The sequence below is a fragment of the Pseudoalteromonas sp. S2755 genome (assembly GCF_005886535.1).
Lineage (GTDB): Bacteria > Pseudomonadota > Gammaproteobacteria > Enterobacterales > Alteromonadaceae > Pseudoalteromonas.
The window spans coordinates 15520-31758 of the sequence record NZ_PNDS01000031.1 but is presented as its reverse complement, the minus strand read 5'-3'; the positions used below and the strand labels follow the sequence as shown (position 1 = coordinate 31758).

Sequence of the window (16239 nt, the reverse complement as noted above, 5' to 3'; positions counted from 1 at the left end):
AATTAATGCCTTTCTAGCAGCCAGTTTTAGCGCTAACTGCGTTGAATTCACTTCCAATAGCCAGCTATTGGTGCATAAATTCGCCTTGTTATCCCTAAAACTGTCAGGCTAGATAAGGGGATAATTTAATGTGGTATTAAAAACAATGAGTTAGCTCATTCCTTATCCAAACCTCAGGTTAAATTAAGAAGTTTACTTCGTGACTCAGCGACTCAAATTGATTACGTATCAATGGTTGTTACTGTTCCAATGTAAACTCTAATACAACGCGCTGAGCGTATTGCGACTGCGGTTTTCCATCAACAATAAGTGGTCTATATTTCCATTTCCTTAGTGCTCTGACAGCAGCCTGATCAAATACTCTTTTAGGCTCCGCATTCGTCACTTTAACATCAATCACTTCGCCTTGTGGAGAAATGGCAAACTCCATTTCTACCCAACCTTCCACTCCATCTCTAGCAGCCGCGGGCGGGTAGTTAGGGTTGCTTCTAACAAGTGGAGTCGCTTGCCCATCGGTGGAGAATTGCAGCGTCATTGTGTTAGTAAACTTACCTAAATCTAAGCTAGGTGCCTCGCTACTAATTTGTAGATCATCTCCTGTATCAACGATATTTTCAGTCGGTCTAATCGGGGCCGCTATTGGTTTTGGTGGTTCTGGCATTACCCTTTTTTCTTCGACTGGAGAGTCCTCTCTATCCGTTGCAATAGTAAGATCAAAGACTTCTATGTCGATAATGGGACGAGTGAGTTCTTGAGAAACCAAGTTTTGCATAAAGCCAAAGGTGGCAAAAGTAATAATAACTGCGCCAACAAACGATAGTGCGAGTTTTGGAATTGCTGAGTTAGGCTGTTGAAGAGTGGCTAATGTCGTCATGATTTTATCCCCGTTATGTTGTTTTCGTAAATAGAACGTTTGGGTAACGGAAACGGGGTGAAAGTTTTTAGATTTTTTTGATATGTACCTTGGTTTGGCCAAAGACCTTGGATTACAATGCACGAGGAGCAGAGTACATTATTTAATTTTTCGTGATCATAGGTCGTTATGAAGTTAGTTGAGATCAACAAGGCGCGTTATCGCAAACATCTAAATCAAGTTATCATTGCTTGCGTTACAGCGCTAACAATCGGTAGTTTGGGGATTGCTCAGTTATTGATCCAATTATTTCCTGATGTAGATGGTAGCCATTTTCATTGGAATTTAACTGGTGTAGTCGTGACCTGCATCGTCATTGGTCTCGTGCTCAAAAAGTATAAAGCGCATCCCTTTATGACCGAAGTAAGTTATGTGTGGGACTTAAAGCAATCACTGAATAAAATCACCCGTAAAATGGCGAAGTTAAAACAGGCAGCGCAGCAGGGAGATGTAGATGCGATGACGGCGATTCAGTATAGCTATGCGGGATCTCGTCAGCTATGGCAATTGGATGACAATACCATAACGATGGATGATTTGGCGATGTGGCAAGCAGAGTTGGATTCACTGGCTAGCAAGTATCAAGTTGAAATAAAAGCAGAAAACTATAAAGAAACGATATTGAAACAGTACTAACAAAGCGGCTTGTTTCGGCGTTAAACTTTTTCACAATTTTTAATGTGACACTAATATGTCAGAACGGTAATATAACAGTCAAATTTTCTATTAAAGGAACAATTTAAACTGTGCTATTGCGTCATCGGTTTCACCAGTTCGGCTGGTTGGTTCTTATCAACTCTCTTTGCTCAATCTTAATTACCATAAACGTTGTAAATACCAACCCTGCCGATTATCAAGGACTGACATTATTTTACGTTTCCGTATCAACGTGGAGCCATATGGCTTTACTCACAGCGTTAGTGAGTATTGTTGCTATGCCTTTGGTATGGTTACAGCCAAATAAAGTGAGAGCCGTATGCTTTGCTTTATTTTATGCATTGTTTTTCGTAGCACTTATTGCAAATAGCGTGTGCTTTGAGCTTTACAAGTTTCATATTAACGGTGTTATTGTCGATATGCTGCTTGCAGGCCAAGTTATTGAGTTCTCGCCAATTGCATGGGCTCAAGCGATAGTCATTTTTGTTATGATATTTGTTTTCCAGTTTTACCTGTCAACGTGGTTAAGTAAGCCCCGAACCGTGATGCAGTTGCGCTTTGGTCGAAAGTTTACCAGCGTAACCATTATTGCGCTGTTGGCGAGCAATACTATTCATGCTTGGGCAAGTGCGACGGTATATCAACCGATTACAGGGTTCAGTAAGTACTTACCTCTCTACAAACCCGCAACAGCAAACTCCTTTTTGCGTAGATATGATTTGCTAGATGAAGCTGCGTTGGCACAGCAGAAATCCATGTCTTTAAGACAAGGACAATTTAACTATCCTTTACAACCTATGGAAGTAGACCCAGTTAAGAAGCCTCTTGATATTGTTTTTGTGGTGCTGGATTCATGGCGGTATGATGCTTTTACAGCACAAGTTACTCCCAATATTTGGCGGTTCTCACAACAGGGAGTCGCCTTCAATCAGCATTTCTCTACTGGTAATTCTACACGAACGGGGATCTCCGGACTGTTTTATGGTTTGCCAGGCACTGCTTGGCAGGATATTTACAACAATCGAGTTACGCCATTATTGATGGATAGAATGCGCGACTTGGGTTATCAATTTGGGATATTTTCGTCTGCACAACTGGTTCGCCCTGAGTTTAATGAAACCGTGTTTGCTCGCATTGAGGGGCTAAAAACGCATACAAAAGGCGATGACGTATTAGCTAGGGATGAGCAGATCACCAAAAATTGGGTTAAATGGTATGCTAATAAAGATCCAAACCAGCCGTCTTTCAGTTTTCTCTTTTATGATGCAATCCATGGCTACGCAGTTCCTGAGGATTACCATGCCGGGTTTGAGCCTATGCACGGCCCCATTAACCATATGTTATTGGACAACGATTATGATAGAGAACCAATTTTAAATCGTTATCTTACCAGCACACACGTTGTAGATAGCCTTGCTGCATCGGTATTAGCGCAGCTTGATATAGAAAATACACTGGTGATTATCACATCAGATCATGGTGAAGAGCTTAATGACAACAAGCTTAATTACTGGGGACACAATAGTAATTTTACTGAGCCACAGATAAAGGTGCCATTTATTGTTGTAGGACCAAAAAGCGAAAAGTGGCAGCATTGGCAAGCCTCAAATGTGGTAACCAGTCACTTAGACGTGGTACCGACGCTGATGAATGAGTACTTAGGGGTTAAAAACATGCCTGAAGATTATAGTACGGGTTATAACTTAACCGGACCAGTTAAAGAGAGAAGTTGGCTGTTACTCAGTAGCTACAACAAATATGCGATTGTGAGTAAGCAGCAAATTATAGAAGTCTCGCCCGTAGGAACTTATGAGACGCTTGATGAAACTAACAAGCCATCTGAGCAAGAGCCAAACTTTGAATATATTCAAGAGGCAATGCAGCAGATCAGCCACTTTCAGTAGATAAAAAAGGGTTGGGTGTGCTGGTGGACTGTCGTGCTAACTCGAGCGATATAGCTAAGCGCTTAAAGAGTAAAATTGAAAGGCGTTTTTCTTGTCTTTTTTTACCGTGTACATGGCGACATCAGCACATTCGATTAATTGGCTTAGCTCAACTGCATCTCTTGGGTAACTTGCAATACCTATGCTTGCGCCAACTCGCAGTGGAAGTGCTTTTCCTTCAGGCGTTTGCCAAATCATCTCGGTGTTTATCGCCTCGAGCAGGTTTTCAGCGATGCGTTGCAACTTTTCATTTTTGGCGCAGTGCAAGGCAATCAAAAATTCATCACCTCCCCAACGACAAACCACATCTTGTTCTCTAACCTGAGTACTAATTTGAGTAGCGATATGTTTTAACATCGCGTCGCCGGCATTATGGCCATAAATATCATTGATTGGTTTAAACTCATCTAAATCAATGATAAACAAGCTAAACGGAGTTTCGTTATCTAACCACTCGTTAATCTTGATCTCAGTACCATGGCGATTGTAAAGGCCTGTTAGTTTATCGCGGTTAGCCTTTTTACTGAGCTCTTGAAATACGGTTTTTCTCAGCGTGATATCTGATAAAAACACCTGTAAATAGAATTGTCCGCTACTTTCTACTCTCAGCATGATGACACTCAGCCAAACAGGTTGATCTGTCATGGGGTTAATAAACTCAAACTCTGACTGAGTTGGCTGGTTAAGCTCCAAGGTATGCTCTGTAAAGGTGTAAAGAATATCCGGAGTTTTGCAGTAGCGACCAAAACTCTCGGGAAAATATTCATCAAGGTCAATTGCCATGCCTGTCAGCAAATCACAAGCAGCATCATTAGCTAAGATCACTTCACCTTTGTCTTTTACCAGTAGAGTAGGGGAAGATGAGCGCTCAAACATAAGCCTAAAGCGCTTCTCCAGCACTTCAATATCAGCTCGTAGTTGGCGTTCTTGCTCAAACATAGAAGCGGTTTTAGCGATAAGTTGATTGGTATTGCTCGCAATATCACCAATTTCACTTGATTCATGCCCTTTAGGTACGATTAAATTTAAGGGCGTTCCAGGAATAACCTTAGCAATTTGACTGCTTAAGTTACTCAGGGGTTTTGTCACTATGAAGTGTGTAACAACTGTGAAGATGATTAAGATAGGGATGATGACGACCAGTAAGGTTTGAACGCTTGAACGAGCGATATCTCTAGCACTTTGCTCGATAAAAACGGAATTTGGCTGAATATAGACCTCACCAACGATTTCACTTAATAAAAACGGATGATTAAGTTTAATAATGGTAGCATTTTGCGGCTTAAACCCAACGCTTTGAGCGAGCCACTTTTCTTCACTTTTGATTGCGGCAGAAGAGATAACGTCATTACTGACTAGGCCATTAATGACTTCTACAGCAAGGTCTTTGTCATTGAGATAAGTTGCAATAGAGGAAGAAGACGACACGGTTTGGCCAATTTGCCCGATAATAGTATTAGAGCGCCGAAGTTCACGCTCAACAATATGATCGTGATATAACTTAGCGTAAAGCATTGAAAAAATAAAAGTCGAGACAACAAGCACGAGTGCTAGTCGCACGATCAGCCCATATTTAGTCATCGATTTGGTATATTACCTTCACATCACCTGTCACAAAATCTGCTGGAACATAGCCGATTGCGTTTGGCGTATTTCTGATACTTTCAAGTATAGTCGACGGTGAGGAAAATGACTGAGGGGGAGAAACTTTACCGCTGAATTTTATTCTTGACCAATAGGCGTTGATTTGACTTTCATTACGTCCAGTTAGTGCCAGAAAAAAAGGGCCTCTTAAAGGGTGGGATTTTTCGTAGTCATAGGTCACAGCCATATCGCCGTTAGGAAATGCGACATACTTGCCCATGTACATATCGATGAGTTGGCGCTTCGATATCGACTCGATAGGGTTGTCTTTGTTAACGATGACAGCAATATCAGCTGTTGCTGAAATTGGGTAAGTAACGAGGAAGAAAACCGCAACAAGTAACCTATTCATCAGAACACCCAATTAAAGCTAAGCGTAAAGGTGTTGAAGGAAAGATCAGGATCACTAAACAGCTCTGTATCGTGAAGGTAGAAAGCGCTGGGTAGATGATCAGCTGTCGTATGCTTCCAATTAAACTTAAATGCTAATGTCGGGTTCAATTCACGTCGCCACGTTAGTGAGGTGCTATGCTGATCCAGTTGGTAAAAACCAGAATGCATGGAAGCGGCTTCATAAATTTGCATTAACTCGGGTAATGGAACAAGTGGGCCTGGCTCTACACTTGGTTTATTATCGGATTTGGCAACAGAGTAGGTGAAAGACAGGGTGTTTAAATCGAAGCGCTTGCCTAGTGTGATGTAGCCTGCTTTTAAGTGGTTGAGCACGCTGGAATTTGAATCCGTCAGCGATATTTCACTCTGTAGTAGCCAATTTGAGTCATCATATCTCATACTGACTGCGCTATAGGTGAAGCGCCTATCGATGATATAAAGAGAGTCAATAAGCTCATTCTTGGTCGGCCAAACTTGTAGGGGGACTTGCGCGAGTGCATCACGTAATTGCTTTTGCTGCTCGTGTTCATTGGCTGCTTTTGTTGTCGTATAGTTGGCTCTAAACAACCAATTTAACGTTTCGTACTGTACCGCTACACCCAAGATAGATTTGAGCTCTACATTCCAAAAAAACTCATTGTCACTATATATGGGAGATTTAGAGCGACCCCAGTACGCTTTGGCACTCGCTATGCCTTGGTCAAGCGGTGTGCGGTATTGTACGTCAACGCCATCCAAGTTCTGATGAGGGATGATAGAATAAAACTCGACGGGAGGGTGTTCTATATCCATCGAATAGCCAATATCCCGATATTCGGTCATTAAAAATAGGTCTAACCCGGTACGCCCTGCCCGAAATTGCCAGTTCGAATTTAGGTCATAACGCAAAAAAGCCAGTTTAATTGCATTGTTAAGTCGATCATCATGTTGTTCTTTTAACAGCAGCTGTCCAACAAGCTCCAAATTATCACTAGCATGCCATTCGGCTTGTAGGCCCAAGGATGAAAATGAAAAGTCGAGTTCATCTCTTTCCACCCCGTGCGGTTGTGAGATGGACTCTCTGATTTTAGCAGTATGAGAGTCTGTTTTAACCGCCTTAAGCGTAGCAAAACCGCTGAAATCAATATCAGAGCCGTAGCTGACTGTAGTTAAAAATAGTAAGCAGATAAAAACCGAGCGCATGAGTTATAAATGTTTTCGCTTTCCTTTTTTATATAGCCTAGTTCGAATTTTGACATTTACCAATGCGATGTCCGCCTTGTCCTTGTATAATGCACTTAGAGACACCATATCCCATTTATGGTAGCATATTGTTATATTATCACATTAGGCAAGATTGAGACGTGGCAGAAGTAAGAGCGAGAGTCGGGCTGAATGTAGGGCAGCATAGTAATATCCCTGCAGAAATAGTTTCTTTTTCAGGGCTCAAAGATGGCCAAGAACATGTTGCGCTGGTATTTAATAGTGCAGACAGTCAGCAGCAAATTCCCCTAATTCGTATGCACTCTGAGTGCTTAACTGGTGATGTCTTTCATTCTTCTCGTTGTGATTGTGGCGAACAGTTAAATGAATGTATCGAAGCGATGCATAAACAAGGCGGCATTTTGTTATATTTGCGTCAAGAAGGTCGTGGCATTGGCCTATACAATAAAATCGATGCTTATGTATTGCAATCGCAAGGGATGAACACCTACGAGGCGAACAACCACCTCGGCTTTGAAGATGACCTAAGAGATTTCTCTGATGCCGTGTTGATGCTTCAAGCGCTCGGATTAAACCACGTTAAGTTAATGACGAACAATCCGAAAAAGCTAAAGGCGTTGAGAAAAGCGGGTATTACCGTCGATGAAGTAGTTGGCACTCAGGCACATGTTAAGGCAGGGGTTTCTGGTAATGAGCAGTATCTAAAAACCAAGATCCAACATGGTGCCCACATGCTGGATATCAAAAAGATATCAAAAGCTGATTAGCCTAAGCGTATATATTTATCACAACAAGCCGACTAGATAATCGCTCCAGTTGGCTTGTCATATCAAACGCTCTATTCTCGTTACAACTCATTCAAACTTAAGATGTCCAAATAGGCTACGTCTACCGCCAGTATTTGTTTAAAATATGCTAAAAAGCGCTGACAAATCCGCCTTTCATGCCTTTTCACTCGACGCGGTAATCAGTATAATCAAAGGCGTTATAGCTTAAATTAAGTGGACTATGTCGACACCAATTAGAACATTCAAAGCAAGCATGGGCGTGCAGTGGTTAAAAGCCGGGTGGGCAATTTTCAAAACCCAGCCTATGACTTTTATGCTGATGTACATTTTCATGGCGGTAGTAAGCCTATTACCCCTGTTCGCACCTATTTTTCATATTATCGCAGCCTTGTCTGGTCCTTTTTTAAGCGCTGGCTTCTATCTTGCTGTTATCAATAAACAGATCAATAAACCAATAAAGTTGGCAGACATTTTTGAGCCTTTTGCAGCAAAAGGCCGCCGATTACACTTGTTCCGAGTTGGTATTTATCAAATGGCAGGTGCGCTGCTGCTGACTATGGTTGCCGGTGTGCTATTCAGTGATGTGGCGACTGCGCTGGAGAGTGTTGGACCAAATACCGATCCGAATGAACTTATCGGACTTATCGCGAGCAATATTGGTTTTTCCGAAGTTGCCGTATTTGTGATTGCACAATCGGTCATTATGATGGCCTTCGCTTTTGTCGTGCCACAGGTGTTTTTCCAAGGTGAAAAACGCATTTTTCACGCGATGAAGTGCTCGCTTGCCGCTTTTTATCATAATATGGCCGCGCTGAGTATTTACGGCTTGGTCGTTGCAGCGCTTATCGTTGCGTCTATACCGCTATCGATGCTCCCGGCGATTATTATCATGCCAGTTGCCATGATAGGTTTTTTTGTTTCTTTTCAGGCGATGTTTATGCCGGTTATCGTTGAAAAGAAGGAAAACGATGAAAACGCTGACATTTCTCAGTCTGACTCAGGACGCTTTGACGCCTGATGGATGAACAAGAAATTAAAAAGCTAAAAAATTATGCCGTTTGGTTATTGTCGAGACAAGAGTACTCTGAGTTAGGATTGACGCAAAAGCTACTGCAGAAAGGGGCTACAGCGGCAGTCGCCGAGCAATTAGTTTCCTGGCTAAAATCGCTCGATTACGTTAATGACGACCGCTATGCAGAGAGCTTTTTAAACCGCCAGATTGCAAAAGGACTTGGAGAAAAGCGTGTATTAATGGATGCAGGGCAAAAGGGCGTGAGCCGAGAGACTTTGTATACGCTAATCGCTGAGCGCGAAATTGATTGGTACATGCAAGCCGCAAAAACCTATGAAAAAAAGTACGGTATTTGCGCACAACCGATAGAATATAAAGAAAAAACTAAGCGCGTACGTTACATGAGTTATCGTGGCTTTAGTTTTGATGAAATAGATTTTGCAATTGAAGCTGCAATGACTGCAGCAGAGCAAGAAGAAATAAAGGGTGAATGATCACATGCAGCATATGACTACCGCACAAATCAGGCAAAGCTTCTTAGATTTCTTTGCTAAACAACAACATCAAGTGGTGCCTTCAAGCTCGTTAATTCCGGGTAATGATGCCACCTTATTATTCACCAACGCTGGTATGGTGCAGTTTAAAGATGCCTTCTTGGGAGCGGAAAAGCGCCCTTATACGCGAGCAACTAGTTCACAGCGCTGTGTTCGTGCGGGTGGTAAACATAATGACCTTGAAAACGTAGGTTATACCGCAAGACACCACACTTTCTTCGAAATGCTAGGTAACTTTAGCTTTGGTGATTATTTTAAAACCGACGCAATAAAATTTGCTTGGAGCTTCCTAACAGATGTGATCAAGCTACCAAAAGAAAAGCTGCTAGTTACTATTTATCATGAAGACGACGAAGCGTTTGATATCTGGTCAAAACAAGTTGGTGTTCCTGAAGACAGGATCATCCGTATCGCGACGGCGGATAACTTTTGGTCAATGGGCGATACGGGTCCTTGCGGTCCTTGCTCTGAAATCTTTTATGATCACGGCGAGCACATTTGGGGGGGGCCTCCGGGCTCACCAGAAGAGGACGGTGATCGCTTCATTGAGATCTGGAACTTAGTATTCATGCAGTACAACCGTCATGCAGACGGCACAATGGAACCGCTGCCAATGCAGTCGGTTGATACCGGAATGGGTCTTGAGCGTATCTCTGCAATTATGCAGGGTGTGCACTCAAACTATGAGATTGACTTGTTCCAAGCGCTGATTAAAGCCGCTGCAAAAGTAACAGATGCTCAAGATTTAGAAGATAAATCACTACGTGTAGTTGCTGACCACATTCGTTCGTGTGCGTTCCTTATTGCTGACGGCGTTATGCCATCTAACGAGGGCCGTGGTTACGTGCTGCGTCGTATTATTCGTCGTGCAGTTCGTCACGGCAATAAACTCGGTGCAAAAGGGGCATTCTTCTACAAGTTAGTTGCCGCACTTGCTGAGCAAATGGGTGAAGCTTACCCTGAACTAGTGAAGCAACAAGCGATTATCGAAAAAGTATTACGCATTGAAGAAGATCAGTTTGGTAAAACTCTAGACCGCGGTTTGACTATCCTAGAAGATAGCCTTGCAGGTATTGAAGGCGACGTTATTCCTGGCGATCTAGTGTTCAAACTTTACGATACTTATGGTTTCCCTGCGGACTTAACTGCGGATGTGGCGCGTGAGCGTTTTATGACGATAGACGAGCGCGGCTTCCAAGTATGTATGGAAGAGCAGCGTAAAAAAGCGCAAGCGGCTGGTAAGTTCGGTGCAGATTACAACGAGCGCTTGAAGTCCGATAAAAACACTGACTTTAAAGGCTATGACGCCGAGCACTATACCGGCACTGTGGTTGAAATCTTTAAAGAAGGCCAACACACCAATACGTTAGAAGATGGTGAACAAGGTGTGGTTATCCTTGACCGCACGCCTTTCTATGCTGAGTCAGGTGGCCAAGTTGGTGATACGGGTGTACTAAAAGTAGCTAACGGCGAGTTTGTGGTTACTGACACGCAAAAGCTAGGTAATGCATTTGCACACCATGGTCATGTGGTTGGCCGCATTGGTGTTAACGATAAAGCCGATGCGCGTATTGACGCAGAGCGTCGCGAGCGAGTGAAGAAAAACCATACTGCAACGCACTTGGTCCACAAAGCACTACGCGATTTACTGGGCGATCACGTAACACAAAAAGGCTCGTTAGTATTACCAGATCGTCTTCGTTTCGACTTCTCGCATTTTGAAGGCGTCACTAAAGCACAATTGCAGCAAGTAGAAGATGCAGTGAACGCAGAAATCCGCCGCAACTTTGCTTTACAAACTGAATTGATGGATATCGATGCTGCCAAAGACAAAGGTGCAATGGCGCTATTTGGCGAGAAGTATGATGATGAAGTTCGAGTTGTATCAATCGGAGAGTACTCAATTGAACTTTGTGGTGGTACACACGTGAAACGCGCAGGTGATATTGGCCTATTCAAAATTGTCTCAGAAGGCGGTATCGCAGCAGGTGTTCGTCGTATCGAAGCGGTAACGGGTGCTGATGCTATCGCTTATGTTAATGAGCAAGAACAAGTGCTTTCTGAAATCGCGGCTTTGGTTAAGGGTGATACCTCATCTGTGCTAGAAAAAGTATCAGCGCTAATTGAAAAGTCCAAAGGTCTTGAAAAGCAAGTTGCTCAGCTAAATGACAAACTAGCAAGTGCTGCGGGTGCAACGCTGCTTGACTCTGTAACGGAAGTGAATGGGATTAAATTACTCGTAGCGAACGTCGCAGGAACTGAGTCTAAAGCACTGCGTGGCATGGTCGATGATCTGAAGAACAAGATTGGCTCAGGTGTCATTGCGCTGGGTGTAGCAAACGGCGATAAAGTAAGCCTAATCGCTGGCGTAACGAAAGACTTAGTTGGTCAGGTAAAAGCAGGTGAGCTAGTTAATCACATGGCTTCTCAAGTCGGTGGTAAAGGTGGCGGTCGTCCAGATATGGCGCAAGCTGGTGGCTCACAACCAGAAAACCTAGACGCAGCACTAAACAGTGTTCCAACTTGGTTAAATGAAGTAACGCAGTAATCAGCAAGTGGCGCTGATTGTACAAAAGTTTGGTGGCACCTCGGTAGGTTCGGTAGAGCGTATTGAGGCGGTTGCCGAACACGTTATCAAAACACAACAACAAGGCCACCAAGTGGTGGTCGTGTTGTCTGCAATGTCAGGCGAGACAAATCGTCTTATTTCCCTTGCCCAACAAATCGATGCACGTCCAAGTTCCCGTGAGCTAGATGTGTTGATCACCACCGGCGAACAAGTTTCTATCGCGTTATTGGCGATGGCCATCATTAAGCGTGGGCATTCTGCCGTGAGCTTACTTGCTGATCAGGTTGGCATTAAAACCGATAACATGTTCTCTAAAGCGCGGATCACAGAAATAGACACAACCCGCTTAAAGCAAGAGCTTGAGCATAACCGGATAACTATTATTGCCGGATTTCAAGGACGCGATGAAGAAGGCAATATCACCACGTTGGGGCGTGGTGGTACAGATACCTCAGCAGTTGAAATCGCAGGGGCTTTGCAAGCAGACGAATGTCAGATATATACTGATGTCGACGGTGTGTACACTACCGATCCACGAATCGAGCCAAATGCACGGCGTTTATCACATATTACTTTTCCTGAGATGTTGGAGCTGGCCAGTGTGGGCGCTAAAGTTTTGCAGATCCGCTCGGTTGAAGCGGCCGGTCGATACAATGTACCACTGCGCGTACTTTCTTCGTTTTCTCCCGATAACGGCACCTTAATTAGCTATGAGGAAGGTAAGATGAAAAACACTAAAGTGGTCTCTGGGGTAGCGAGCGTCAAAGACGAAGCACTTATCCTAGTTAACAATGTCGATGCAAAACCTAGTAATCTTGCCAATATACTTTCGCTTCTTGGTGAGCATAATATTGAAGTCGATATGATTAACCATTTGAACCACAGTGAGAAAAAAATAGACTATGCTTTTACTGTGCACACAAATGATTGTATTCTGGCGGAAGAAGTTTTAGCGCAACATGCACAAAATTTAGGTGGCGCAACCGTAGAGGTTAATGCTAACGTGGCAAAAATCTCAGCGGTTGGCATCGGGATGAAATCTCATTCAGGTGTTGCTGGTCTCTTTTTTATGGCATTGGCCGAAGAAAATATTCACACTCTATTAGTATCCACATCAGAGATAAAAATCTCGGCACTGGTAGAAGAAAAATATTTAGAGCTAGCTGTTCGGGCTTTACATGCCAAATTCGGATTGGAAAGTACTGAGTAAAAGAAGTTTTTGCTTACTTTTCTAGGAACTTTTATTTAAAATGGATTTGACGCGGAATCTTTTAAATTTTGGAATAACAGGAGCAAGAGAATGCTAATACTAACTCGTCGAGTAGGTGAAACCCTGATGATTGGTGATGAAGTGACTGTAACAGTACTAGGTGTTAAAGGTAACCAAGTGCGTATTGGTGTAAATGCGCCTAAAGATGTTTCAGTTCACCGTGAAGAAATTTACATGCGAATTCAGGCTGAAAAATCTAGCCCAGGCAATATGTAATTGACCAAATACTGAATTACGATGCTAGTTAACATGATTTAACTAGCAAAAAAACCCCGCGGCTGCGGGGTTTTTTATTTCTGGCTTTGCCCGGATAAAAAGGTAATTGCTTCTTCGCTAAGTCCAGATTTACTGATATAGCTCGGTTTATTTTGGTGAAACACCAAAAAACCTCTGTCTGTTTCGACGAGTTTATCTAAGTCGTCAAATGGGTAAGAAAATTCGGCATGTGTTGCCTTGGTACTAATGCCAGTTGTAGTGATTGAAATTTCAACGGTATTACCAGCTGCGCGAGAATATGCTTGCCTTATCACCCACCACGCTTTGCGATAATAGAAAGCAACGCATTCAACCACAGCCAGTAGAATAAGAAAGTTTCCGACGTAATGCTCTTGCAAACCGTAAATAGCAAACAGCCCCAACGCAATTAGCAGTACAAGGAGGCCATATTTCGGTTTAACCGCAAGCCCATTAGCTTCAGATTCTTCAAAACACTCTCGATAGTAGGCTTTATCTAACTTAAATTGGCTTTGAAAAGATAAATTTTCATTTTGTTCAAGAGAGGGCATAGACGTTCGTTTTGGCAAAAATTTCCCCCTATTATACCCATCTGTATTGAAAAAGCTGTAATGCGAATAAATTGTTTGCAGCTCCCTTTTGCTACAACCAGCGAAATACGCGCTACACAGGGTGACGTTTACGTAAACGTTATACCTTGGTCTGTCCAATTTACAATTTGCCTTGCGTAATCAAAAATCCACTCTATATTCATTACAATCTCAGTATTAGTTGACGCTATTTTGAATATTTTTCATATTTATTACGTTAATTTTCTATATTTATTAGTACTTTCCTAGTTAACTCACTGATTATTTGTAAGTTAAGTGTTTTGGTAATACCAATTTACAATAAGCTTTACATTGGAACATTTTTTGTTATAAGGTGAATAAATATCTACAAAAAGTGAAGGTTTATACCAGTTCGTTAACATCGAATAGGAAAACCAAATAGCAAGTAAGGGGTAAAAATGGATATTGGAGCGCAGTTACTGCAAGCAGGAAATCTCATGCTGACCGGGATGGTTGGTGTTTTTGTTTTTCTGTCCATTTTGATTTTTGCGATGCGGCTGTTGGCCAACTTTGCTGCTCAATTTAAAGAAGTAGCGCCAAGTACCACAAGATCAAAAACAACCAGAGCAACATCGTCACAGGGTGTGCCGCAGGCACATATTGCAGCCATAAGCGCTGCCGTTGCAGCCTACAGAAAAAACTATTAATAGGGGTTTTGCATGTCACAGTTAAAGCTAACCGAATTAGTGCTGCGCGATGCGCATCAGTCATTACTCGCCACCAGAATGCGTTTGGAAGATATGCTTCCTATCGCTGAGAAGCTCGATAATATGGGCTATTGGTCTGTTGAATCGTGGGGGGGAGCAACCTTCGACTCGTGTATTCGCTATTTAGGCGAAGATCCATGGGAGCGGATCCGTGCACTGAAAGCTGCGATGCCGAAAACCAAACAGCAAATGCTACTGCGTGGCCAGAATTTATTGGGCTATCGTCATTACGCTGATGATGTTGTCGAGAAGTTTGTTGAACGTGCCCACTATAACGGGGTAGATGTATTTAGAATATTCGACGCAATGAACGACGTGCGCAACTTAGAAACGGCCATTAAAGCGGCCATTAAAGTGGGCGCGCATGCGCAGGGGACGATTTCGTACACCGTAAGCCCAGTTCATACGCTGGAAATGTGGCTCACGCAAGCTAAGCAGCTTGAAGACTTAGGCTGTCACTCTATTTGTATCAAGGACATGGCTGGGTTACTGAAACCCTATGATGCCGAAAAATTAATCTCTGGGCTTAAAGCGTCCGTCTCGATTCCTATCGCAATGCAGTGCCATGCAACCACAGGACTCAGCACCGCAACTTATCAAAAAGCCATAGATGCGGGTATCGATATGCTCGATACGGCGATTTCTTCGATGAGTATGACCTATGGCCATAGCGCAACAGAAACTATTGCGGCGATTGTGGAAGGCACAGAACGTGATACAGGGCTTGACTTACTTGAGCTTGAAGAAGTTGCAGCTTATTTCCGTGAAGTGAGAAAGAAATATGCCGCTTTTGAAGGCAGCTTGAAAGGGGTAGATGGTCGTATTCTATCTGCACAAGTGCCAGGTGGCATGTTAACCAATATGGAAAATCAACTTCGAGAGCAAGGTGCAGGTGACAAGCTTGACGCGGTACTAAAAGAAATTCCAAGTGTGCGTAAAGAGCTTGGTTATCTGCCGCTCGTAACACCAACCTCACAGATAGTCGGGACGCAAGCGGTATTAAACGTACTGACTGGTGAGCGATACAAGTCTATAACCAAAGAAACGGCTGGCGTGCTGAAAGGCGAATATGGCGCGACACCAGCGCAAGTCGACCAAGCTTTACAACAGCGTGTGCTTGAAGGCGCAGAGCCTATTACTTGCCGTCCTGCCGACTTAATTGAACCTGAGTTGGATAGTTTACAAAGCGAGTTAGTCGCCACGGCAAAAGAGGAGCAAATTAACCTAGCAGATGAGGTTATTGATGATGTGCTTACCTATGCATTATTCCCTCAGATTGGTCTTAAGTTCCTGAAAAATCGCAATAATTCAGATGCATTTGAGCCAAAGCCGACGCTTGTTGAAAGTAAAGAACAAAAAGCTGCAGCGACGCCTTCTAAAGCCAATTCATCAGCTGCTGAGCGTTACAGCGTAAAGGTGGATGGTAAAGTATACGATGTAGTGGTTGCGCCGGGTGGTGAGCTCAAAGAAGTACAAGTCAAAGACAGTGAGCTTATTCCGCAATCAACCTCTGTGAGCTCCAGTGAAACTTTGAATGCGCCACTTGCCGGCAATATTTTTAAGCTTATGGTGCGGGCAGGAGATGAAGTGCAAGAGGGCGATGTGGTACTCATCATGGAAGCCATGAAAATGGAAACCGAGGTGCGTGCAACACACAGTGGCCAAGTCGCGGAGCTACTCGTCTCTGAAGGCGACTCTGTCAGTGCTGGCGATGCCATCATGTCTTTAGCATAAGGATGTC

The 16239-nt window shown here is 43.2% G+C and carries 15 protein-coding genes; 10 read left to right on the top strand and 5 right to left on the bottom strand.

Annotated elements, in window-relative coordinates:
- Positions 1 to 238: 238 nt before the first annotated feature.
- Positions 239 to 874 carry an energy transducer TonB gene (locus tag CWC03_RS06450; RefSeq protein ID WP_138581061.1) on the bottom strand — a complete coding sequence of 212 codons (636 nt, stop codon included), beginning with the start codon at positions 872 to 874 and terminating at the stop codon, positions 239 to 241.
- A gap of 168 nt (positions 875 to 1042) precedes the next feature.
- On the opposite strand from CWC03_RS06450, the gene CWC03_RS06445 reads away from it, so the two are divergent.
- Positions 1043 to 1549 carry a DUF3087 domain-containing protein gene (locus CWC03_RS06445; protein ID WP_138581060.1) on the top strand — a complete coding sequence of 169 codons (507 nt, stop codon included), beginning with the start codon at positions 1043 to 1045 and terminating at the stop codon, positions 1547 to 1549.
- Between the two features lie 110 nt (positions 1550 to 1659).
- Complete coding sequence (locus tag CWC03_RS06440; RefSeq protein WP_249313961.1) at positions 1660 to 3474, top strand: DUF3413 domain-containing protein; 1815 nt, start codon at positions 1660 to 1662, stop codon at positions 3472 to 3474.
- Positions 3475 to 3528: 54 nt separating this feature from the next.
- Here the strand turns inward: CWC03_RS06440 and CWC03_RS06435 are convergent, their stop codons facing one another.
- From CWC03_RS06435 to CWC03_RS06425, 3 genes are read right to left on the bottom strand one after another with little or no spacing between them, the layout of a single operon-like run.
- Positions 3529 to 5094 carry a sensor domain-containing diguanylate cyclase gene (locus CWC03_RS06435; protein ID WP_138581057.1) on the bottom strand — a complete coding sequence of 522 codons (1566 nt, stop codon included), beginning with the start codon at positions 5092 to 5094 and terminating at the stop codon, positions 3529 to 3531.
- Positions 5087 to 5509: a type 2 periplasmic-binding domain-containing protein gene (locus CWC03_RS06430; RefSeq protein WP_138581056.1), complete on the bottom strand. Its 423-nt coding sequence runs from the start codon at positions 5507 to 5509 to the stop codon at positions 5087 to 5089. The genes CWC03_RS06435 and CWC03_RS06430 overlap by 8 nt, the downstream gene beginning before the upstream one ends.
- The gene (locus CWC03_RS06425) at positions 5509 to 6732 is read right to left on the bottom strand and encodes a hypothetical protein (RefSeq protein ID WP_138581055.1); all 1224 of its coding nucleotides are present in this window, start codon (positions 6730 to 6732) and stop codon (positions 5509 to 5511) included. The genes CWC03_RS06430 and CWC03_RS06425 overlap by 1 nt, the downstream gene beginning before the upstream one ends.
- A 161-nt stretch (positions 6733 to 6893) precedes the next feature.
- Between CWC03_RS06425 and CWC03_RS06420 the strand changes: the two genes are divergently transcribed.
- The 6 genes from CWC03_RS06420 (at position 6894) to csrA (ending at position 13162) form a co-directional block, all read left to right on the top strand.
- On the top strand, positions 6894 to 7520 hold the full coding sequence (locus tag CWC03_RS06420) for a GTP cyclohydrolase II (protein ID WP_138581054.1): 627 nt from the start codon (positions 6894 to 6896) through the stop codon (positions 7518 to 7520).
- A gap of 241 nt (positions 7521 to 7761) precedes the next feature.
- Positions 7762 to 8559, top strand: a complete 798-nt coding sequence (locus tag CWC03_RS06415; protein ID WP_138581053.1) for a BPSS1780 family membrane protein — start codon at positions 7762 to 7764, stop codon at positions 8557 to 8559.
- Complete coding sequence (locus CWC03_RS06410) at positions 8559 to 9047, top strand: regulatory protein RecX (RefSeq protein WP_138581052.1); 489 nt, start codon at positions 8559 to 8561, stop codon at positions 9045 to 9047. The genes CWC03_RS06415 and CWC03_RS06410 overlap by 1 nt, the downstream gene beginning before the upstream one ends.
- Before the next feature lie 4 nt (positions 9048 to 9051).
- Positions 9052 to 11655: an alanine--tRNA ligase gene (gene alaS / locus CWC03_RS06405; RefSeq protein WP_138581051.1), complete on the top strand. Its 2604-nt coding sequence runs from the start codon at positions 9052 to 9054 to the stop codon at positions 11653 to 11655.
- Positions 11656 to 11662: 7 nt separating this feature from the next.
- Positions 11663 to 12886, top strand: coding sequence for an aspartate kinase (locus CWC03_RS06400; RefSeq protein ID WP_138581049.1), 1224 nt, complete (start codon positions 11663 to 11665; stop codon positions 12884 to 12886).
- Between the two features lie 90 nt (positions 12887 to 12976).
- A complete protein-coding gene (csrA, locus tag CWC03_RS06395; RefSeq protein ID WP_010375935.1) occupies positions 12977 to 13162 on the top strand; it encodes a carbon storage regulator CsrA in 186 nt (61 codons plus the stop codon).
- Between the two features lie 74 nt (positions 13163 to 13236).
- On the opposite strand, the gene CWC03_RS06390 is transcribed toward csrA, so the two are convergent.
- On the bottom strand, positions 13237 to 13749 hold the full coding sequence (locus CWC03_RS06390; RefSeq protein WP_249313960.1) for a YcxB family protein: 513 nt from the start codon (positions 13747 to 13749) through the stop codon (positions 13237 to 13239).
- 440 nt (positions 13750 to 14189) lie between these two features.
- On the opposite strand from CWC03_RS06390, the gene CWC03_RS06385 reads away from it, so the two are divergent.
- Both CWC03_RS06385 and oadA read left to right on the top strand, forming a co-directional pair.
- Positions 14190 to 14438: an OadG family protein gene (locus CWC03_RS06385; RefSeq protein ID WP_138581048.1), complete on the top strand. Its 249-nt coding sequence runs from the start codon at positions 14190 to 14192 to the stop codon at positions 14436 to 14438.
- Between the two features lie 12 nt (positions 14439 to 14450).
- Positions 14451 to 16232: a sodium-extruding oxaloacetate decarboxylase subunit alpha gene (oadA, locus tag CWC03_RS06380; RefSeq protein WP_138581047.1), complete on the top strand. Its 1782-nt coding sequence runs from the start codon at positions 14451 to 14453 to the stop codon at positions 16230 to 16232.
- Positions 16233 to 16239: the final 7 nt, after the last annotated feature.